The following is a 20851-nucleotide window of genomic DNA, read 5'->3' as shown; positions in this document are numbered from 1 at the left end:
TTAAGCCCGCCTGCGCAGATGGTACTGCAATTTGTGGGAGAGTATGTCGCCGCCTTTCTTTGAAAACCCTGACTGAATAAGTCGGGGTTTTTTGTTTCCAAGCGGTGCAGTGCAGTCGCGCCATCGTGCTCGTGCCGCCGCCTTTCTTTAATGGAACCCCGAGCTTTTCAGCTCGGGGTTCTTTCGTTTTGGAGCGGCGCAGTCCGCCGAAGCCCCCGTGTCACTGCCTTTCTTGTTTTCAGCGGTGCAGTGCAGTCGCCTGTCGGTTGCTTCGCGTGAGCGATGGCAGCGGCATCCATTTGCGAGGCCACGAGCAAAGGATACAGCACTATCGAGGGCAAAGCGCAACTTTGTTCGAAGATATCGAGCGAAGCTCTGCCCGACGGCGGTTCGGCGCACTTCCCGCAACCCACCGACACGAAAACGCCGGAACGCCCAAAAAATATTTGTTATTGTTCACAAAACCTGTATTTTTAGGCTTTATTGTATCCATGAAAAAATATTATTGGCTGGCACTTATCCCGGTATTATTGCTGGTGTATTTCTGGCTTTTCTCCAAGGCATTCGCCTTGATTAGTGCGCCGTCAGACTTGTCTGTAGTGGCAGGCGTGATGTTGTTGGCGGTATGCATTTTTACAATCCTTAAACTTATCTTTTATGTCGGTCGAAAGTTTTAAAAGACGTGGCGCTTTTATCGTGACGTTTGTTGTCATTGGCGTGGTTACGCTGATTATGTTCAACTCCTGTAATGAACGTATTGATGCAGGATACGAAGGAATTCTTGTGAAACTCTACGGCAGCGAAAAAGGTGTTCAGGACGTAAGCCTGGTGAGCGGTCGCGTGTGGTACAATCCGCTTACCGAGGAAGTGTATGAGTTCCCGTTGTATGTGCAAACCATCAACTACGAGTCATTTACGGTAAATGCCAAGGACGGCTCCGTTTTTAATGTAGATCCGACGCTTTCATTCAAGGTTAAAGACGGTTTTAGCCCAGGGATTTTCAAGAAATACCGAAAAGACATCAAGGAAATCACGCAAACCACTTTGTACAATTACATCCGCGATGCATTCCGGATCGAGTTCAACAAGTACACCACCGACAGCATTATTTCCAACCGGGAAAAGTTTGAGAATGCGATACAAGCCAAAATGGGTGATTTGCTCAACAAAGAGGGTTTTCTTCTGGAACAAATGACCAGCGGAATTAGCTATCCGGAGTCTATCACCGATGCCATCAACGCTAAGAATGCAGCGGTTCAGCAAGCCATGCGTGTAGAGAATGAACTCAAGATTGCGCAGGCCGAAGCTAAGAAATTATTGGTATTGGCCGAATCAGAAGCCAAGGCCAACGAACTCCGGAAGCAGTCTCTGAATAGTTTGCTCATTCAACAGCAGTTCATTGAGAAATGGGACGGGAAAACCCCAATTTATGGCAATGCGCCGGCTTTCTTTAAAAGCGTCGATTGAACAAAGACCATGTACATAAAAATCCCGCATTCGCGGGATTTTTTTATTTGTATGCTTTACGATTTACTCAACACAATCACGACTTTATTGAAATCGGCGGCGGCATTGATGACCGCTTTGTACGCGTCGAAAATGCTGAGCGGGTAATGCACCACATTGTAGTATTCCACGTTTTCGACTTCGAGCGCGGTGGCCGTTGCCGTGTATTTGCTCACGAACGCCGCTTCGGTTTTGCCGTTGACGTCTGTCTTGAAATCCATGGTGAGCTTTTCGGGATTTTTTACTTTGTAACCGGCCGGCAGCAATACTTTGATCTTGCGCAGGTAGGAGTGCGGATGGTCGATTTCTACGGGCAGCGTACGCTTGTTTTCCTGATACAATTCCATCTGGCTGCCGATGATCTGGCCAATTTTGAACAAGTAATTGTCGCCGGCTTTCTGCACAAGGTTTTTTCCTTCGAAGGAAAGGTTCATCACGAACGGTTTGCGGCCTACGTTGTCCATGCCGTCATTTTCGGTGGTCAATGTTTTGTAATCCGGTTGCTGCGTGTAATTTTCGGACACTTGCTTCAGGATTTTCTTGTATTCTTCTTCCGGAACAAAATCCTTGATGGGCTGGAAATTCAGCGCCGAGTAACCGCCAAAAGTCATGTGGCTCGTGATGAGTGGGTTTTCGGTGTCTTTGGTGAAATCTACGGTAATGTCCATAACATCGTGCGTGACGTTTTGGTCCGGAAGCGGAATGAACGCGGTCTCCGCGATGCCCATTTTCACGCCGGCATATAATTTTTCTTTGATGAACAGCCCGTTGTTGTTGCCCCATTCGTCGGGGAACAAAGGCGTGCGGTATTCCAATTCGGTTGGCGCGACGAACGATTTGGTCGACGGAAAATAAATCATGATTTCATCCAGGTTCTCGAAACTTTGGAAATCATTGTCAAACGGCACACGGTAGCGGCTGCTGGTGAAGACGATGTTGTTCTCGATTCCGAAATGCTGGAACACCGCCAAGTAGAGCGAAAGCAAATCGGCTTGGTTGGCTTGTTTGGCCTTAATCACCGCATCGGGTTCGCCTTTGGTTTCAAAATACCGGTTGTAGGCGATGGTTTTCTTGATCTTGTTTTCGATATTCCAGATCTGCTCCAACGCGTCGTTGGATTTGGCGATGGTTTTCGCGAAATCGGCCACGGCCTTGAGTTGTTTCTTGTCGAGTTCCGGATGGTAGCGGTCATAGACGCGTCCGGCGAATTCGTTGAAATTGTACATGTTGCGCGCACCGCTGGCGGCGTTGGCCGTGAGTTTGAACCGCACGAGTTTCACGTTCACGGCCCAGTTCGAGTATTTTTCGTCGTCCTTCAATCCGGGAACATCCGCATCGGTAATGGTTTTCACTTTCTTGTCCGGATAGCGTTCGCCGTCAAATTGTGCTTCGGGCAGGCCGTTGTAGGACTTCACCAGAAAATCCAGATGCGCGGGATATACCAATTCGAAAGACGATTTCGCAATCGGGAAATTGTCTTGCATACGGTAGGTTTTTCCGTCGAGTTCCGGCAATTCCTGCAGGATGAAATACCGTTCGATGACCGCGCCTTTTTCAAGCCCGTTCACGGCGTAATAATGGTATTTCATGTTTTTTTCCTCGTCGATTTCTTCTTTGATGTCGCCCTCGGACAGTGTGATGATCTTGCCGCTTTTCTGGATGACGCGCAGTTTGTTGGCGATGACTTTCTCATTCTCGCCGAACGGAATATACACGCGGTTGTTGCGCTCCACGGCATCGTTCGAGTTGATGTAGGTTTTCTCGGAATACAGATAGTATTGCGCGGCTTCACTGCCTTCCACCGCGATTTCGATCTTTACCATACGGTCCAGCACAACTTCTTCTTCGTTCTTGTATTTCTCCGGAACGTTCACATCGGGTTTGTCGGCCCAAGTGTAATTCTTGAAGGCTTCCTGGGCGAATGCGCTCAGCGGAAGGAACGCCAATAACAGAAGTAATTTTTTAGCTGGTTTCATGGTTTTTTGGTCAGGATGATGGTTTCGTTGTAGATGGTCTTGAGTTTTTTTATGGTGTCGTTCCACAGCGCGAAGTCGGCGGGTTCAATCAGCATTTTCTTGAGTTGGAAGGAAACGTCCAGAGACAATTTCCCGTTTTCTTGCCGATAGGTCATCTCGGCTTTCAGCAGCGCATTGTCGATACCCGCATCGGCGGGCACGTGTTGCACCTTGTATCCGGCGGGTAATGCCATTTCATAAGTGGTGTGCTGCCCGTTCAAAAAGTCGAATTCAAACGATGACACGCGGTCCGGTTCCAGGTTGCTGTTCTCGAAATAACGGTCGAGGAACAGGTTTACATACAGTTCGTTGTCCACTTTAACCAGATAATTGTCGAGCACGAAATCGTAGTTGATGACGTACGGCAAATCGCGGTCGGTCAGGTTTTCCTCGGTGTATTGGCCCAATTGAAATTTATTGCTGCCTTTCAACACCAGGCTTTTCACCATCTCGAAGCGTTGTTTTCCGGTGGCGTCGCCCAATTGCAGCAAGTAATGGCTCCGCGAATGGCCGTTGTAGCTTGATTTTCCGGATCCGACAAGACGTTCGCCCTCGATTTTCAGCGTCACTTTTTCTTCGGCCGAATTGGCCGGTGCAGGCACGGTGGGTACCCGGACAATCTGGTAACCGTTGCCCGTGTCCACCATGGCTTCCTTGCCCTGGATGAACGCACTCGGCAGCCCGAAGCGCGTTTCCTTGTCGGTGGCATCGAGAAATACATAATTGTCGCCGTTTTTGTAGGCGGCAATCATATGGTTGTCCACAGACGGGGTGGCCAGTTCATCATACGAATACGGGATTTCGCGCGTCCCGATCCAGGCCAGCGAAACGCCTTTTACCCCGGCATAACCGCACATGGCCGTGATGATGCTCGCCATGTCTTTGCAGTCGCCGAATTTACGCTCTAAAACCTTCGCCGCTTCCCGCGGGATAAAACCTTCATATCCGTTCTCAAACGCAATGTATTTGATGTTGTCTTTCACCCAATAGAACACCGCCTTGACTTTGTCCGGGTCGGTGGTTTTGCCGGCTGTAACCTCGCGGGCCAGCGCTTCCAATTGCGGATCGGCGGTCTTGTTCAGGTCTTTCACGAAACCTTGGTAATAGGCGTAGAGTTTCGGCGTGTCGTCCAGTACGGTGTGCGCGTTGTTCTCGATTTTATACTGCTTGATGTACACGTTCACGTGCGGCACCTGATACAGCATGCCCGGGTTTCCGGCTTCGAATTTTACCGGACTGATGTTGTTGGCCGTCCAGCGGTAAATGGTTTTTCCTTTCTTTTCGGACTTTTCGAACGAAATCAGGTTTTGCTTGTCGTTGAAGACTTTATACCCGATCTCGATGTCTCTATCGGCCACGACCTCAAATACCGCTTTCTTGACCGGAATGCCGTTGGCGAAGACGAAATGGTGCAACAGGAACGGATCGGTGAATTCTGCTTGGTAGCGGTAAATTTTCCGCGCGCCGATTTCCAGGTTCGGGAAAATCAGTTGCTTTTCCATGATGTCGTCGTAGAATACGCCGTCGTTTCGGTACTTTTTCTCGTTGGCCTGCGTGACCTTGATTTTCTTCTCGCGGCCGTTCGCGTTAATCGCCGTATAGGCTTCGTAGCTGCGTACTTTGATCAGGTCCGAATACGAAAAAGATTCCTCGTTGTGGTGGATGCCCGGTTCGGCCAAGATCATCGATTCCTGGTAATTGTCCTGCAGGATTTCCAACTTGTTCTTGACGATGGACAGGTTGTAGCTGCGTGTCTCGTTTACGATCAATTCGTTGAAGTCCGGATACGATTTTTTATACTCGGCGAGCGTGGCATTCGGCTCGTTGCCCTGCGCCCAAAGCGTCGCCGGCAGGATCAGCCCAAACAGGCATTTATTTAGACGTGTAAACCAATTCATCGGTATCGTATTTTTTGGTGAGCGTCAGCACGCCGTTGGTGTATTGGAGGAAATCGCCGTGCAGGTCGCCTTCTGCGTAGTTGGCCACGAAAAGCGGTTTTCCGTCTTCGGCGAAGTATTCCTGCTTGCCGTGGTATTTGCCACTTTTGAACTGTTCTTTCTTGTAGATTTTTCCGCTGGGATAGTATTCCAGCCGTTCGCCATTGTAGGAGTTGTTGGCGTACTGCGCGCTATATTGCGGTTTTCCGTCGGTGCCGTTCACCACGAAATTGCCTTCGAGAATGCCTTTTTTGAACGTGAGTTGCATGGCGGTTTTGCCGTTCGGATATTGTGAAACGATGTCGGCGGTTTCGGCAGAAACATCCTCGCGCTGGGCAACTGCGCCCGAAGCATCAAGCTTCATGTAATGTTTCAGCACGCCGTTTTCATAGAACAGCGTCAGCACCGGTTCGCCTGCCATGTTGTAGTATTTTTGTTCGCCTTCGATGTCGCCGTCCAACGACGTGTATTCGCACATCTTCTTGCCGTTGTTGTAGTAGCGTACGGTTTGGCCGTAATCGTCGCCGAACAGCCATTGCTCGGTCAAACGAAGTTTTCCGTTCAAGTCATTGCGTTTGCTCTGGCCGTGGCGCTCGCCGTTGTAGTAATTGGTTTCCACGTGCAACGCGCCGGTCGGGCTGAAATTCTTGTACGCGCCGGTTTCTTTTCCGTTGACGAAAGCCGCCTCAATCATCGTGACGTTGTTTTTCTCATAACGCCGGAATGTCCCGTTTCGTTCACCGTTGGCCATCTCGGCCTCTACCGTCGTGAGTTTGTTGTAGAAACTGTAGGTCATTTTACCGTTCTTGCCCACGTAATCCGCGGTCGTTTCTTTTTCGCCTTTCGGATTGTAAAAATCCACGCTGACGATTTCGCCGTCCACGTAATGGTTGGTGAACATCGGCTGGCCGCTCATCCAGTAGGTAGTCTGGTCTTCCACGACCGTGCCGTTCACGACAAATCCCTCGTGCGATACTTTGCCGTCTTCGCGGAAGGCTTGGTACGGGCCGTTTTGCTCGTCGTCGGTCTGGTAAATCGATTGCGTCATGATGCCATCATCGTAACTTTCGTAAAGGCCGCTGATCTTGCCGTCTTTCATGTTGTACGCACTTTTGAGCAAGCCGTTGCGATAGTAATTCTGGGTCAGGCCATTTTCTTCACCGGCCGTGTAATGCTCTTTCTGACGGACGTTGCCGTTGCTGTGGTAATACGTCCATTCTCCGGTTTTCTTTCCTTTATCGAAATTTCCTTTCAAGATCGGGTTGCCGTCGTAATCCGTGATCACGTAGGGCTTTTTGGACAGCGATAGTGCGACGCCTTCGGGTTTTGCCTTGGTGTATTGCGTGCCGCTCTTGATTTCGCCCGACTTGAATTTCTCGACGTAATATTTGCGTCCGTACCAGTCGTAATACGCATAGGTATCGGTGTCGCCGTTGGCATCATAAGTGATTTCGTCAGACAATTTCCCGTTGAGATAGTACGCGCGGTAGGTCGTGATTTTGCCATCAGCGTAAATCGATTCCGCCTGTAACGCCTTGTTCGGATAGTAGCTTTTGATGCTGCCGACAGGTTTTCCTTTGCTGTATTTGGCCTCGCTCTTCAGGATTTTACCGTCGTAATATTCAAAATAGTCGCCTTCCAATTCATCGTCCACATAGTTGTATTGGCGCGTCAAATCGCCAGACTCGTTGTAAAACGTGTACATGCCGTTGGCCTTTCCGTCGGTATAGGTCAGTTCGGATTTCTTGGTGCCGTTCGGGTAGTAACAAGTTTGGAGGCCGTGGCGTTTGTCGTCTTTGTAATTCGAGACACATTGTTTGCCGCCGGTCGGGTAATAACTTATCCCCGAACCGTTGAGCACATGGTCTTTGTAGTCATACACACCCGAAACCTGCCCGTTCGAGAAATACGAGGTTTCTTTTCCGTTGCGTTTGCCCGCGGTGTAATTCACTTCTTCGGTAAGCCGGCCTTCCTTGTTGAAGTATTTCTGCAAGCCTTCGGCCATGTCGTTCTTGAACTGGAGCTCGGCGGCCACGTTGCCTTGGTCGTTCAGTTTCTTGAACTTTCCTTCCTTGGTTTTGGCCGCGGCGCCCACCAGGAACGGTTTTCCATCGGAAATCGAAATCAATACATCCTGCACCGTCCCGAAATGATCCACTTTTCTTTTCCCGAAGGCATCCCAGAAATCGGTGTCCACATACTGCTCGTAAAACGTCGTGATTTCCTTTTTGTGCGATGATAATTTCTTTCCCAATTCTTCTTCCAGCCCCAGCAACATGTAATACGAATAGCCTTCGAAGAAATTCTTTCGGTTCATGTCGGCAATCCAGGGCAAGTACGTGGTTTCGAAAAACCCGTCGCCTGCTTTGTGTTCCAGCGCATAATCGGCCACGGCCTGTGACTGTCTGATGGCGATGTCGTCAATCTCAGACTTGACTTTGTAGGCTTTCTTGAGCGGTAACCCGTTGCGCAGGATGACTTCCAATTCCTCGAAATTGTCGCCCGACGCCGAAAATACCAGCTGGTTTTTCCCGAGGTAATTCTGGGCATAGTTCGCATTGAGTTTCAGCACGGCATCTTTCGCGTAACGCCCTTTCGGGGAAATCGCCAGATAACTCATCATGGCCATCGTGGCTTCGCCGATTTTGCCGTTGTCATAGGCCAGCAAACCCAGGAAATAGTGCGCCGACGCGTAATTCGGGTTGAGTGTGATGGTTTTCTTCAGCAAATCCAGCGCTTTCTGGTTTTCTTCCTTCCGCAGGTAAAGAATCGCCATGTTGTAGAGATAGCCAGAGCTATTGGGCTGGTAAGGCAATCCTTCGTTGAAGACTTTTTCGGATTGGTCAAAAGATTCGGCATCGCTCAGAAAACTACCGTACAATAGGTACAGTTCCGGATATTTTTTCATTGAGCCGCTATCGTACAGCCGCGTGAAATGCGCGCCTAATTCTTCCTTTTTACCAGCATGCGAAAGCGTCAACGCCTTTTCATATTGCGCCCAGAAATACTCGGGGTCGGTCGGGACGATTTTATCGTAGTATTTGAGCGCGTCCTCGTATTTTTCCTCGTCATGGAGCCTGATGCCGCTGTTGATGATGGAGTCCGTCTGGTAGACAAATGCGTAGTCTTTCTGCGCTACGGCCAGCCAGCATTGGGCCAGCCACAGCGTCACGAGTAATTTTTTCATCCGAGGGGTTTTTCTTCAAAAATAGAAGTTTTCCTGTTTCGGCCAAGTTAAAACGGGAAAATCCGTCAAATGTCTTGTATGAAGTCCTCGAACTCGTAAAAAAACAATTCGAACGCCTGCATTTTCTCGGCGAAAAAGGCGAAGATTTCCGGCCACTGGTTCTTGTTGGTCAGCCCCATGCCGTAACGTTCCACGCAAACCCGGCTGATGGTTTTGCCGTTCTCCAGCACCAAATCGTGCCAAAAAACCGCGTCGTCCAGATAGTCTTCGGCCAACACGGTATTCAGGCTTTCCAGTTTTTCGAAATAGGCGATGCGCTTTTCATCGTCCTTCATCTCGATGTCGAGCATGACGGCTACTTTCTTGTTGTCGGCGTAAAACTTAAATGAAAAGTCCTTGATCTTGGTGTCGTAGAGCAACCATTTCCTCGGGTATTCCTGCGCGAACGCGATCCAGAAGTCTTTTTTGAGCTGTTGCATTTCGGCTTTGGAGTACATAGGTGGCCTGGTTTATAGTTTATAGTTGCTAGTTGTTAGTTGCTAGATATTTCTCTTAGCGGTTGGTTTGTGGTCATTGGAACAATACACGTTATTGTTTTTTTGGTAACAAGGCGTACGATGCATCCGGTTGATTCGAGACAGTTTGCGGTTTCCAAAATTATCTAGCCACTAGCCACTAACAACTAGCCACTATTCTTACCTTTAAGCCTACAAAAAAAGCATCATGCAATTCTCCCACTTTCTCCAAATCGTCTCAAAGATAACACAAGTCGCGCTTCCCGGCGAAGCGGCGCACGCCAAAATGTCGCCACCCGAACGGCTTGAAAAAGTAAAGGACATTGATTTTTCGGTGCTCAATCCCAAGCGCGCGGCCGTGCTGATGCTCGTGTACCCGGAAGATTCGCAAGCCGTGCTCACGCTCATCCAGCGCAATTCCTACAAAGGTGTACATTCGTCGCAGATTGCGTTTCCGGGTGGAAAGATCGAAAGTTTCGATGCTTCTCCGCTGCACACCGCACTCCGGGAAACCGAAGAAGAAATCGGGGTACACCGCGACGCCGTGACCATTGTGTCGCCCTTTAGCGAACTCTATATTCCACCGAGCAATTTCAAGGTGTCGCCGTTTTTGGGTTACCTACCAGAGAAACCGCTATTCATTCCCGATCCGCGCGAAGTGGCCGCCATGGTTCAGATGCCACTTTCGGTCTTGCTCGACGACCAGTTTACGGAACTGCGCCGCATGGCCACGTCGTACTCGCAATCCATCGACGTTCCGGTTTTCAATGTGGGTGAACATGCGGTTTGGGGCGCTACGGCCATGATGCTCAGCGAGTTGAAAGAAGTCCTAAAAGCCGTTCGTTAACCCGTATGTTTTCGTAAATTTGCCGGATTGAATTTCGCTATGGGTTTATTCAAACGCAATCCTTTTGGACACATATTGTTCATCAAGAAGTGGCTCATCCGCATCTTGGGTGCCATGACGCACCGGCGTTATCGTGGCTTCAACGAGTTGCAGATCGAAGGCTCAGAAATCATTACCGAATTGCCCGACACCAACGTGCTGTTCATCGCCAACCACCAAACCTATTTCGCCGATGTCGTGGCCATGTTCCATGTGTTCAATGCCAGCCTGAGCGGACGGGTCGATAACATCAAAGGCATCGGGTATTTGTGGCAACCCAAACTCAACATTTATTATGTCGCGGCCAAGGAAACCATGCAGGAAGGCTGGTTGCCGCGCATTCTGGCGTACGTGGGCGCCATTACGGTCGAACGCACCTGGCGCGCCAAGGGCAAAGATGTACAGCGCGAAGTCAACCCGAACGACACCGAGAACATCAAGATCGCACTCAACGACGGTTGGGTGATTACTTTCCCACAAGGAACAACCAAGTCTTTCAAACCGGTACGCAAAGGCACGGCGCACATCATCAAGCAACACAAACCCATTGTGGTGCCTATTGTGATTGACGGTTTCAGGCGGTCGTTCGACAAGAAAGGACTAAGGATGAAAAAGAAAGGCATCCTGCAATCGTTCATCGTCAAGCCGCCGCTCGACATTGATTATGACAACGATACCATCGACCAAATCGTCGAGAAAATCGAATACGCCATCGAGCAGCATCCGTCGTTTTTGAAAGTGATTCCTGAAGAAGAATTAAAAGTGCAGGAAGAGCTGGACAAGACGCGGCAGTGGAAGTATTGAGACCGCTGCGCTGAAAGAGGCAAGACTGCTATGCTGAAAGAAGCAAGACCGCTATGCTGAAAGAGGCAAGAAGGTCGTAGACATTGCGCAACGCGACCTAATTGACCGGCTCCACGGTATATCCTTTTTTCCTCAACAGCGCAATCACGCCTTTTCCGCCACCCAAATGCCCGGCGCCTACGCCAAAGAAAGTAGGCTTTTGCTTGGCGATTTGCTCGATTTTCGGAATCCAGTTCGCGTTTCGGTCGTTGAGTAATTCGTCTTGGTAATCGGCCGTGATTTTGTTCTCGGATTCGGCGGTCATCAACTGCATGGCATCGATGTCTTTGCTCTGGTAAACCGCGTACATCTTTACCAGTTCGGCCTTATCGTTCGCGAAATTGTTCCGGACAGATTTGATGAGCTCGGCCAGTTGCACATCGTACGGGATCGCATCGAACACCGCCAACTGTTCCTGTACCGTTTCCAGCCCGAGCACTTCCTTGTTCTGCGATGCATTTACCCGCATCAGTTCCTGTTCTACCGACTGCATCGGGCAATCCAGCATCGACGGCAGCACCAACGTAGTGAGCATGAACGGTTTCATCTTGTCGAGCGCGGCCAAGCCCATGCCCAGTGTCTGGGTGAAATACGCATCCACCATTTTGTAGTCGGCGTCGCTCATCATGGTTTTCATCGTCTTGCCTTCCTTCATCATCATGCCTTGCACCATGGTCATCTGCATTTGCGGATCATCCATATCAAGCTCCAGATACAATTGCGCCGTATTGGCAATGGCGTCCAGCGTTGGTTTCTCGAGCGTGGCATCGCACGTAATGTGGATTGTTCCGTATAGGTAAGACGGCGCAGTCAATCCGTTGCCCGATATTTTCCATAACAATGATTTGGCGTTACCAGACGTGCCTGCGTTTTGCCCAAAGGCCAGCGTCGAAGCGAAAATTGCAGCAACAAACAGTAATTTTTTCATGGTAAGGTTTTAATTTTCGAGGTCGATTTTTTTGAGTTCTTTGTAATTGGCCAGCAACTTCCTGAGCAATATGCCGTACAATAATCGGTAAAAAAGCCAGAAGATAAACACCGCAAGCGCCACCACGCACAGTAACAAGGCCAAAGTGATCCACATGATCTTGGTTTCATGCTCCATCTTTTCGCGCAACAGGATGCCGTTATCGCTGTAGTAAAGCGCGAGCCACAGCCCCGCGATGAAACTCAAGGCCACCATCGCCAAATTATACCAAACATAATACTTGACGGTTTTGCGCGTCTTGAGGATGTTTTGCATCAGCGTCCGGGTAGCCGATGTCGCCGAAATCGTCACATAGTTTTTATAGAACAAATAAATAAACACCAATACCACGGCGTAATTGACCCAGCCCACGACTTTCAGTACAACCAAAATTCCGTCGTGGCTGTATGGTTTCAGGTAATCGTCGGCGCTCGAAATAAGGCCAACGCCGGTCCAGAGCAACACTTCCAGTATGCTGATGATCAATATCCATTTCACGATAGAAGACGACTTGCGGTGGATCATCTTGTAGATCTCCGATTCAGAGACCTGCTCGAACGACTTCCGCTGCCAATCTTTCTTTAACAAATCCAATTCGTCCATACTCACGGATTTAAAATTTTCTTTAGTTTCCCTTTAATTCGGTTCATTTTCACCCTTGCATTCACTTCGCTGATCCCCAACGTTTCCGAAATCTCCGCATAATCCTTGTCTTCCAAATACATGAACACCAACGCCTTCTCGATGTCACTCAACTGGTGCACGGCCTGGTAGAGCAACTTGATCTGTTCCTCTTCCTCGTAATTGTATTCGTCCTGCGGGATAAAATGGCGGCTGCCGTCAAATTCGTTAGAAACCGTTTGCACCGTCCGCGTACTTTTCCGGTACAGCGTAATGGCCGTGTTGAGCGCCACGCGGTACGCCCAGGTCGAGAATTTGGCATCGCCCCGAAACTTCGGATAGGCTTTCCAGAGCTGGATCGTGATTTCCTGGAACAAATCCTTGTGCGCGTCTTCGCCCGAAGTGTACAACCTGCATATCTTGTGAATGATATTCTGGTTCTGCTTCAGCTGCGCTACAAAAGACTGTTCGAGGTTTTCACTCATGCCCGTTAGTAGGGTTTGATGATTTTTGTTACAAGATAAAGAAATTTTTGGGCGTTGCGCAAGCGCCGGGCTGTCCGCTGTATCTTTTATTCCGCTGCGCTGCATAAAAGGATGCCGCTGCCATCCCTAACGCAGCGTAGTGCTAGCCGCAGGCTTTGTTTTCGGTTTGGACCTTGTCCAAACCATTATTTTTATCTCTTTGTGCCGCTGCCGCTAGGCCTTCTTTTGTCTGGCAACAAAAGAAGCAAAAATGCCGGGCGGCCATGAAGTTTGCTAAAAATCCTCGCCGAAAGCTAAACTGCGGAGAACTGCTCATGCATCAATATTGTTTTTTTGGAATTCGCCAATTCGCTGCGCTCGGGTCACTAGCGCTCAAACAGCCCGCAGTTCTTAACGCTTCCGGCTCCGATTTTCTTAACGCAATCCTTCATGCATGCCGCGACTGAGCGGAATGGGTTGTTGTTTCGGGCTCGCTGCCGCAGCGCCCGAAATCAGGACGTTTCCAAAATTGGCTTCCGGTTAGAGAAATTACCATCGTTTCCACAATAGTTCCGGTTTGGTTCTTCGGCCTATTTTAGTTTCCGTAGATTTTCCGGTTGAAGTTGCGCCCGAAGAAAATGTTTAACGTTACTGTGAACAGCCAGGTGCAGAAGTCGAGGAGTGCGCGACGAGCGGCTCAGCTGGCGTGACGCGCAATGAAACCGTGAAAATCAAGCAAATAAAAATCAGCCGAAACCTTTTGTTACTTTTGCGTCAAGGCAAACCGAGTTTACGAGGTTCACCGAATTCCTATGAAAAATATTAACCCATGAGGTAAAAGTAAATCCCGCTGATAAGCGATTTTTTCTTTCTTTTTTAAAAGAAATTGCGTTAGGTTTTGGACACCGTCCAAAACTACAACGCCCGGTTCCGGTAATAATTTACCAACAAGTCCACAAACCGGCTATAGCTTTCCAAACCTTCCTGCTGGTTCAACTTCAGGAAGTTGTGATAGAAAATCTTGAAACCTTCCTCGATGAACGTTTCATAACTTTCCCAAAACAATTTGCTGTCTTGGAAGTTTTTGCGCACGCCCGGGTTGATGGTCTTTAGCAAGGTTTTCAACGTTTTTTCATCGCGTACTTCCCAATTGCCCAAGCAATATTTCAACGCTGTGGTGTAACCCGCATACTTGAAATACAAATCATCGTTTTTGACCGAAGCCAAAAAGCCTACGAAATTGGCTTCGCTTTCGCTGGCATACCCAATCTGGTGCGCCATTTCGTGCGCGGCGGTCATCGGGAAACCGTACATCGGCAGCCTATCGTTCACGTGCGCTTCGTTGGTGAACGGGTTCAGATAGCCGCCGAAACCCATATAGGTCAACGGGTAGGAGAACAACGACGCTTTCACACTAGGCCGGTCATAATGGAAACTGCCGCTGGTTTTGGCAAGCGCTGCGTAACCGTCGAGATTTTTCTCAAAGACCTGCTGCTGCGAATACGGAAACACCACGCGGGCTGTATCACATTTGGTGAGTTCCAATTGGATGGCATTGGTCTTCGCGATGAGTTTTTCGGTGAAATCCAGCAGTTCGGCGTTGTTGTATTTCGTAGCGATGTCGAGTTTTTCGGGCAATTTCACCCGCAGGTAATTCAAGCCCCAGAACAGGTTGAAAAAGAAATAAAAGACAGATACGGCACTCAATATTTTCAGCAGGTTGTCTTTCCATTGCGCCTTGAAAGTTTTACGGTTTTTCCAAACCCAACGCATCGCCAACACAATCAGCACGGCATAACAAACATCGCCCACCGAAAACGGAATCCAGCCCAACAGCGTTCTTTCTGCGCCCGAAATCACGCGGTAAAACCCGTTGGTGTAAAAACGCTCCACGAATTCCGGGAACAACGCCAGCACGCGCAACCCGATGATTTGCACCAGTAGCAGTAACGGAAGAATGTACTTCTTTTTCATTGGGGTAAAGATAGAAAAGAGTTGTTAGTGGCTAGTGGCTAGTTGCCAGGTAAATGTTCTAGCCGAAACATTGAAATGCTAACTAAACGCCTGCGCGAGTGATTTGGCTAAGCGGTTAATTGACAACTTTTACATGCGTTGGGTAACTTTCTCTTGCCAAAACATCTAGCTCCTAGCCACTAATAACTAGCTGCTGGCCTAACAACTAGCCGCTAAAAATTCGTAACTTTGCAGCCGCAATAAAGTATAATCATGAGGCTAGATATAACATCTAGCCACTAACCACTAGCCACTAATGAACGACATCCGCAACCTCGAACCCAAAGCACTCTGGAATAAATTCGCCGATTTGAATGCCGTACCGCGTCCGTCTAAGAAAGAAGACCGCGTCATCGAATTCATGAAAAAATTCGGCAATGATCTCGGGCTGGAGACTTTTGAGGACGACATCCGCAACGTCATCATCCGCAAACCTGCTACCCCGGGCATGGAAAACCGCAAGACCATCGTCATGCAAGGCCACCTCGATATGGTGCACCAAAAAAACAACGACACCGTTTTTGACTTTGACACGCAAGGCATCGACATGTACATCGACGGCGATTGGGTACGCGCACGCGGCACGACACTCGGCGCAGACAACGGTTTGGGCGTGGCCACGATCATGGCCATACTGGAATCCAAAGACATTCCGCATCCGGCCATTGACGCATTGTTCACCGTGGATGAAGAAACCGGCATGACCGGCGCGCTCAACCTCAAAGGCGGCATTCTCAAGGGCGAAATCCTGTTGAACCTGGATACCGAGGAGGACGACGAAATCGACATCGGTTGCGCCGGCGGCATTGACGTCACGGCCAAGAGAAGTTATAAGGAAGAAGCCGTACCGGAAGGTTCGGTTGGCTACACGATAACGGTAAAAGGATTGAACGGCGGCCATTCGGGCATGCAAATCCACGAAGGTCTGGGCAACGCGAACAAGATTATGAACCGTTTGTTGTTTGACGGTTTTGAAAATTTCGGGTTGCAGATTGCCGAGGTCAACGGCGGCAGCCTGCGCAATGCCATTCCGCGCGAAAGTGTGGCGAAAGTCATCGTGGCCGGCATGTACGACGAAGCCTATGTGTTCGACATGCAGGAAATCATCGGCGATATCAAAGCCGAATACAAAACCACCGAGCCGAAACTTGAAATTGAAATCAAGAAATCGGATTTGCCGGCAAAAGTCATGGACTTGGGCGTTCAGGAAGGCATTCTGCGGTCCATTTACGCAGCGCACAACGGCGTGTATCGCATGAGCGCAGACATGGCCGATCTGGTAGAAACCTCGAACAACATCGCGCGCGTGGTCATCAAAGATGGCGAAATCACGGTGGGTTGTTTGACGCGTTCGTCTGTGGAATCGTCAAAAATGGATTTGGCTAATGCCTTGCGCGCCGCCTTCGAATTGTGCGGTTGCGAAGTGGAATTCTCCGGTTCATATCCGGGCTGGACGCCAAACGTCAATTCCGAAATCCTCGAAATCCTGATCGATATCTACAAGAAACAGAACAACGGCGAAAGCCCTAAAGTCGTGGCCTGCCACGCCGGGCTGGAATGTGGCATCTTGGGCACGAATTATCCCGGTATGGACATGATTTCCTTCGGCCCGACCATTCACGGTGCGCATTCACCGGACGAGCGCGCCAGCATTTCTTCGGCACAAAAGTATTGGAAGTTCGTGTTGGAGATTTTGAAGAATATTCCGGAGAAGAATTAAAACAAGGTTCAAGGTTCAAAGTTCAAAGTTCAAGGTTTGACTAGTGTAAGCAACATTGAACTTTGAACTTCAAACTTTAAATTTCTACCTAAGCATCGCAATCTCCTTCTTTTCGATATCCGCAATCGCATACGTGGCCACGTCGTTGATTTCCATTTCGTCGAGCACATCCACCAGATTGCCGTAGTTGGACGTCTTGTCTGGTTTGATGATCACGATCAATCCGTCAGGCTTGTTGTTGGCGATGGAATAGGCGTGGGCTTTTTGCTTGGCTTGCTTGATTTCATTGCGCAATTCCCTTGTACCGATTGCCACTTCCCTAAGCTTCTGGTTTCCGGCGATGCCCATGTAGCATCGCGCTTTGTCGTCTGCACCGATTAAAATGGTGAGCGTACGGTTTTCATCCACTTTTCCGGCTTGTCCGTCCTTGTCGGGCATGAGGAGCGCCATCGATTTCGGTTTGCTCAACGTGGTCGTGAGCATGAAAAAGGTGATCAGCAGGAACGCCAAATCGACCATTGCGGTCAAATCGACTTTTGCATTGAGTTTGCGGCTTCTGATCTTCTTGGTCTTTGCGCCGCCGGTGTGTTGTAATTCGGCCATGATATTGGTTTTTTGATGGTTTGTTCTTTACGAACGCAAATCCTTCTGCGGATATTGTTTCCGTTTTATATAGTAACCGCATCGCAATCAATCATTTGTAAAATATTATTAAGATTTAGTCTAAATAGTGTTGCATAGATTGAATTTGACTTGTACATTTGCGTTGTTTTAATTCATTCTAAATAAATATAAATGTTTCCCTATTACAAAACCATACCGAAAACTGCACTGAGAGGTGCGGTTTTTATTTGCGCACTTGCGACGGGTTCGCCCGCTTTAGCCCAGGAAAATCAAGCCACAAAAAAAGATTCCATTCAGAGCCTGACTGAGGTTGTCCTGACGAATCCAAACAACAAATTCAAAAGGAAGGAAAGCACCACCGTGGGCAAGTTGCCGCTGAAAGACCTCGAAAACCCGCAGGTTTACAACGCCATTTCGGCCGAATTGCTCAAGGAACAAGCCGTCACCAATTTCAACGACGCGCTCAAGAATGCCACTGGTGTCACCCGTCTGTGGGAATCAACAGGCCGCGGCGGCGACGGTGCCGAATATTATTCCATGCGCGGATTCTCGGTGCAGCCCACCATGCTCAACGGGTTGCCCGGTCTTACCAACGGCAGCCTAGATCCGGCCAATGTAGACAACATCGAAGTCATCAAAGGTCCGTCGGGCACGTTGTTCGGCAGCAGCGTCATTTCCTATGGCGGACTGATCAACATCGTCACCAAGAAACCCTACCATTATTTTGGTGGCGAAATCGGGTACAACACCGGTTCGTACGGATTGGATCGCATAACAGCCGACATCAACGTACCGCTGACCAAGACGGGCGATGTGTTGTTGCGCGTCAATTCGGCGTATCAGAAAGAGAACAGTTTTCAGGATGCCGGCTTCGGACGCTCGTTGTTTTTCGCTCCAACGCTCGCTTTTACGGCCAATGAAAGGCTATCGTTCCTGATTACGGCCGAGCTCATGAGCAGCGAATCGGCCATTGCACCGATGATTTTCCTCAACCGCTACGGCCCGTTGTCGTTCAACAGCATGACGCTTTTCGAGCAGAATTACCGCAATTCGTTTACGAGCAATGAGTTGACGATGAAAAATCCGTCGTTCAAATTGCAGGCGCAAATGACTTATAAATTATCCGACCAATGGACGTCGCAAACCGTACTGTCGCGCAGCAACGCCAAGACCGACGGCTACTATCATTATTTGTGGGATGATCTCAATGGCGATTCGTTTACCCGTTACATCACCAAGCTCAATTCGGAAACGATTACCGAGGACATCCAGCAGAATTTCATCGGCGATTTCAAGATCGGCGATTTCCGCAACCGCGTCGTGGCTGGGCTTGATTACTACCGTTCATCGATTATCGACAGCAGCAACGGCTATGTGGCCAACGGGCAAGTCTCGTTGTCAACAGGCACCGATACCGGCGACTTGACTGCGGCCGGTACAGACAACTTGCTGGCCGGTACGTTTCAAGGCGCGTCCGATGCGCGTCAGGAAGTGTACAGCGCATATGTGTCGGACGTGTTCAACATCACCCCCGAATTGTCTGCCATGGCCAGCCTGCGCATCGACCATTTCAAAGGGAAAACGGCTTCATGGTCAACTGAGGAATCGGAAGGGCAAACGGCGCTGTCGCCCAAGTTCGGTGTCGTCTACCAACCCATTAAAGATAAATTGTCGGTATTTGCCAATTACATGAACGGATTCCGGAATGTAGATCCGTCGTTGGTGGGCACGCCCGGGGCGCCAGACAGCTACCTCATGACATTTGATCCGGAACACGCCAACCAATATGAATTCGGGGTGAAAACCAACCTGTACCAAGACCGCATCGCCATTACGGCCAGCTATTACAACATCAATGTCAGGAACCGCGTGATGACCGTGGGCGGCATTCCATCGCAAGGTGGCGAAGTGGAAAGCAAAGGTGTCGAGGTGAGCATCATCGCCAACCCGATCGCTGGTTTGAACATCGTGGCCGGTTTCAGCCACAATGACGCCGAAGTCGTGAAGGACAACCCGGCCGACGGGTATGTGGGCATGCGTCCGGAAGAAGCCGGACCGGAAACCACGGCCAACCTGTGGGTGAGCTATGCGCTGACGGCCGGAAAACTTAAAGGACTCGGGATTGGGTTCGGCGGCAATTACGTGAGTGAATTCGCGACGTTGAACCGTTCCACGACGGGTTCGTTCGAGCTGCCTTCGTACACGGTATTGAATGCCGCGCTGTCGTACAACGCGCCTAAATTCCTGGTGACGCTCAAGCTCAACAATGCCCTGAATGAGGAATATTATTCGGGCTGGTCAACCGTATCACCGCAACGCCTGCGCAGTGTCGTGGCCGGTTTGACCTATAAATTTTAATTTTTTCAAGTTTTGTCCAAATGAAAAGCATGTTCAAGAAACGCATCCGATTCCTCCATTTGTGGCTTGGCCTGATTACGGGCGTCATCGTTTTCATCGTCGCGATCACCGGATGCGTTTATGCTTTTCAGGAAGAGATCCAAAATGCCACACAGGATTACCGCTTTGTCGAGCGGCAGGCCAAACCCATGCTGGCGCCGTCTGTGCTGGAATCCATCGCACGAAGTGTCTTGCCGGATAAGACGCTGCACGCGCTCAAATACAACACGCCCGACAAATCGGTGGAAGCCATTTTCTACAGCTACGAGCCAGACTACTACTACATTGTTTACCTGAATCCTTACACGGGCAAAGTCATCGAAACCGTGAACCTCGATGAGACTTTTTTCCATTTCATCCTTGACGGCCATTTTTATTTATGGCTGCCGCGTGAACTCGGGCAAACCGTCGTGGCGTCGGCGACGTTGATTTTCATCTTGATGCTCATATCCGGAATCATTTTGTGGTGGCCGAAGAACAAAAAAGCCGCGAAACAGCGTTTTTGGTTCCGTTGGAAAGACGGCATGAAATGGAAGCGGAAGAACTATGACCTGCACAACATCACGGGTTTTTACATCTCTTGGCTTGCGCTGATTTTCGCCCTGACCGGACTGGTTTGGGGTTTCCAATGGTTTGCGTTCACGTATTACAAGGCGGCCGGTGGCGAAAAATCGCTGGTGTACGAAGATCCGGGATCGCAGAAGAACCTGCTGGACAAAGTGCCCAACCCGGTGGATAAAGTCTGGTTGCAGATGCGCCGCACCTATCCTCAAGCGCAATCCATCGAAGTGCATCCGCCTGAGAATGATACCATGTCCATCGCCGCGAACGCCAATCCGGAATCGGGTACGTACTGGAAAATCGATTATCGGTATTATGACCAATATTCGCTCAAGGAAAAAAAAGTGTCGCACATCTACGGCCGTTTCCCGGAGGCCACGCCGTCAGACAAACTCCTGCGCATGAACTATGACATCCATACGGGCGCCATCTTGGGGTTGCCGGGTAAAATCCTCGCATTCTGTATTAGTTTACTCGTCGCCAGCCTTCCGGTGACCGGTGTGATGATCTGGCTCGGCCGCAGGAAAAAACAGCATTGATCCGGTTCCCGATCCGAAACAAAAAATCCAACGCAACGGTTGGATTTTTTTATGGA

General features: G+C 49.6%; 16 protein-coding genes. 6 read left to right on the top strand and 10 right to left on the bottom strand.

Going from position 1 to position 20851, the window contains the following annotated elements; all coding sequences use genetic code 11:
- Positions 1-502: 502 nt before the first annotated feature.
- Entirely contained in the window at positions 503-631 is a 129-nt protein-coding gene (locus tag ACM9J1_RS13595; RefSeq protein WP_415582621.1) for a hypothetical protein, read from the bottom strand.
- A 26-nt stretch (positions 632-657) separates the two neighbouring features.
- Between ACM9J1_RS13595 and ACM9J1_RS13590 the strand changes: the two genes are divergently transcribed.
- Complete coding sequence (locus tag ACM9J1_RS13590; RefSeq protein ID WP_415582620.1) at positions 658-1467, top strand: prohibitin family protein; 810 nt, start codon at positions 658-660, stop codon at positions 1465-1467.
- A 56-nt stretch (positions 1468-1523) separates the two neighbouring features.
- Here the strand turns inward: ACM9J1_RS13590 and ACM9J1_RS13585 are convergent, their stop codons facing one another.
- From ACM9J1_RS13585 to ACM9J1_RS13570, 4 genes are all read right to left on the bottom strand, one after another.
- Positions 1524-3482, bottom strand: a complete 1959-nt coding sequence (locus ACM9J1_RS13585) for a DUF3857 domain-containing protein (protein ID WP_415582619.1) — start codon at positions 3480-3482, stop codon at positions 1524-1526.
- Entirely contained in the window at positions 3479-5419 is a 1941-nt protein-coding gene (locus tag ACM9J1_RS13580; protein ID WP_415582618.1) for a DUF3857 domain-containing protein, read from the bottom strand. The genes ACM9J1_RS13585 and ACM9J1_RS13580 overlap by 4 nt, the downstream gene beginning before the upstream one ends.
- A complete protein-coding gene (locus ACM9J1_RS13575) occupies positions 5394-8645 on the bottom strand; it encodes a hypothetical protein (protein WP_415582617.1) in 3252 nt (1083 codons plus the stop codon). The genes ACM9J1_RS13580 and ACM9J1_RS13575 overlap by 26 nt, the downstream gene beginning before the upstream one ends.
- A 65-nt stretch (positions 8646-8710) precedes the next feature.
- A complete protein-coding gene (locus tag ACM9J1_RS13570; RefSeq protein ID WP_415582616.1) occupies positions 8711-9142 on the bottom strand; it encodes a DUF4268 domain-containing protein in 432 nt (143 codons plus the stop codon).
- A gap of 226 nt (positions 9143-9368) precedes the next feature.
- Between ACM9J1_RS13570 and ACM9J1_RS13565 the strand changes: the two genes are divergently transcribed.
- Both ACM9J1_RS13565 and ACM9J1_RS13560 read left to right on the top strand, forming a co-directional pair.
- Positions 9369-10007: an NUDIX hydrolase gene (locus tag ACM9J1_RS13565; protein WP_415582615.1), complete on the top strand. Its 639-nt coding sequence runs from the start codon at positions 9369-9371 to the stop codon at positions 10005-10007.
- 39 nt (positions 10008-10046) lie between these two features.
- The gene (locus tag ACM9J1_RS13560; protein WP_415582614.1) at positions 10047-10850 is read left to right on the top strand and encodes a lysophospholipid acyltransferase family protein; all 804 of its coding nucleotides are present in this window, start codon (positions 10047-10049) and stop codon (positions 10848-10850) included.
- Positions 10851-10947: 97 nt separating this feature from the next.
- Here the strand turns inward: ACM9J1_RS13560 and ACM9J1_RS13555 are convergent, their stop codons facing one another.
- The 4 genes from ACM9J1_RS13555 to ACM9J1_RS13540 all read right to left on the bottom strand — a co-directional run bounded on the left by ACM9J1_RS13555 (position 10948) and on the right by ACM9J1_RS13540 (position 14915).
- Positions 10948-11817 carry a TraB/GumN family protein gene (locus ACM9J1_RS13555; protein ID WP_415582612.1) on the bottom strand — a complete coding sequence of 290 codons (870 nt, stop codon included), beginning with the start codon at positions 11815-11817 and terminating at the stop codon, positions 10948-10950.
- A 9-nt stretch (positions 11818-11826) separates the two neighbouring features.
- Positions 11827-12459 carry a hypothetical protein gene (locus tag ACM9J1_RS13550; RefSeq protein ID WP_415582611.1) on the bottom strand — a complete coding sequence of 211 codons (633 nt, stop codon included), beginning with the start codon at positions 12457-12459 and terminating at the stop codon, positions 11827-11829.
- A 2-nt stretch (positions 12460-12461) separates the two neighbouring features.
- Positions 12462-12962: an RNA polymerase sigma factor gene (locus ACM9J1_RS13545; RefSeq protein ID WP_415582610.1), complete on the bottom strand. Its 501-nt coding sequence runs from the start codon at positions 12960-12962 to the stop codon at positions 12462-12464.
- Positions 12963-13856: 894 nt separating this feature from the next.
- Entirely contained in the window at positions 13857-14915 is a 1059-nt protein-coding gene (locus ACM9J1_RS13540; RefSeq protein ID WP_415582609.1) for a DUF3810 domain-containing protein, read from the bottom strand.
- A gap of 295 nt (positions 14916-15210) precedes the next feature.
- Between ACM9J1_RS13540 and ACM9J1_RS13535 the strand changes: the two genes are divergently transcribed.
- A complete protein-coding gene (locus ACM9J1_RS13535) occupies positions 15211-16674 on the top strand; it encodes an aminoacyl-histidine dipeptidase (protein ID WP_415582608.1) in 1464 nt (487 codons plus the stop codon).
- A gap of 84 nt (positions 16675-16758) precedes the next feature.
- On the opposite strand, the gene ACM9J1_RS13530 is transcribed toward ACM9J1_RS13535, so the two are convergent.
- A complete protein-coding gene (locus ACM9J1_RS13530; protein WP_415582607.1) occupies positions 16759-17277 on the bottom strand; it encodes an ExbD/TolR family protein in 519 nt (172 codons plus the stop codon).
- 192 nt (positions 17278-17469) lie between these two features.
- On the opposite strand from ACM9J1_RS13530, the gene ACM9J1_RS13525 reads away from it, so the two are divergent.
- Together ACM9J1_RS13525 and ACM9J1_RS13520 are read left to right on the top strand one after the other, a co-directional pair.
- Positions 17470-19656, top strand: a complete 2187-nt coding sequence (locus ACM9J1_RS13525) for a TonB-dependent siderophore receptor (protein WP_415582606.1) — start codon at positions 17470-17472, stop codon at positions 19654-19656.
- Positions 19657-19676: 20 nt separating this feature from the next.
- Complete coding sequence (locus ACM9J1_RS13520; protein WP_415582605.1) at positions 19677-20795, top strand: PepSY-associated TM helix domain-containing protein; 1119 nt, start codon at positions 19677-19679, stop codon at positions 20793-20795.
- Positions 20796-20851: the final 56 nt, after the last annotated feature.

The organism is Flavobacterium longum, from assembly GCF_965137575.1.
Classification (GTDB): domain Bacteria; phylum Bacteroidota; class Bacteroidia; order Flavobacteriales; family Flavobacteriaceae; genus Flavobacterium; species Flavobacterium longum.
The sequence above is the reverse complement of the archived record's forward strand: the minus strand, read 5'-3'. Positions and strand labels throughout refer to the sequence as shown.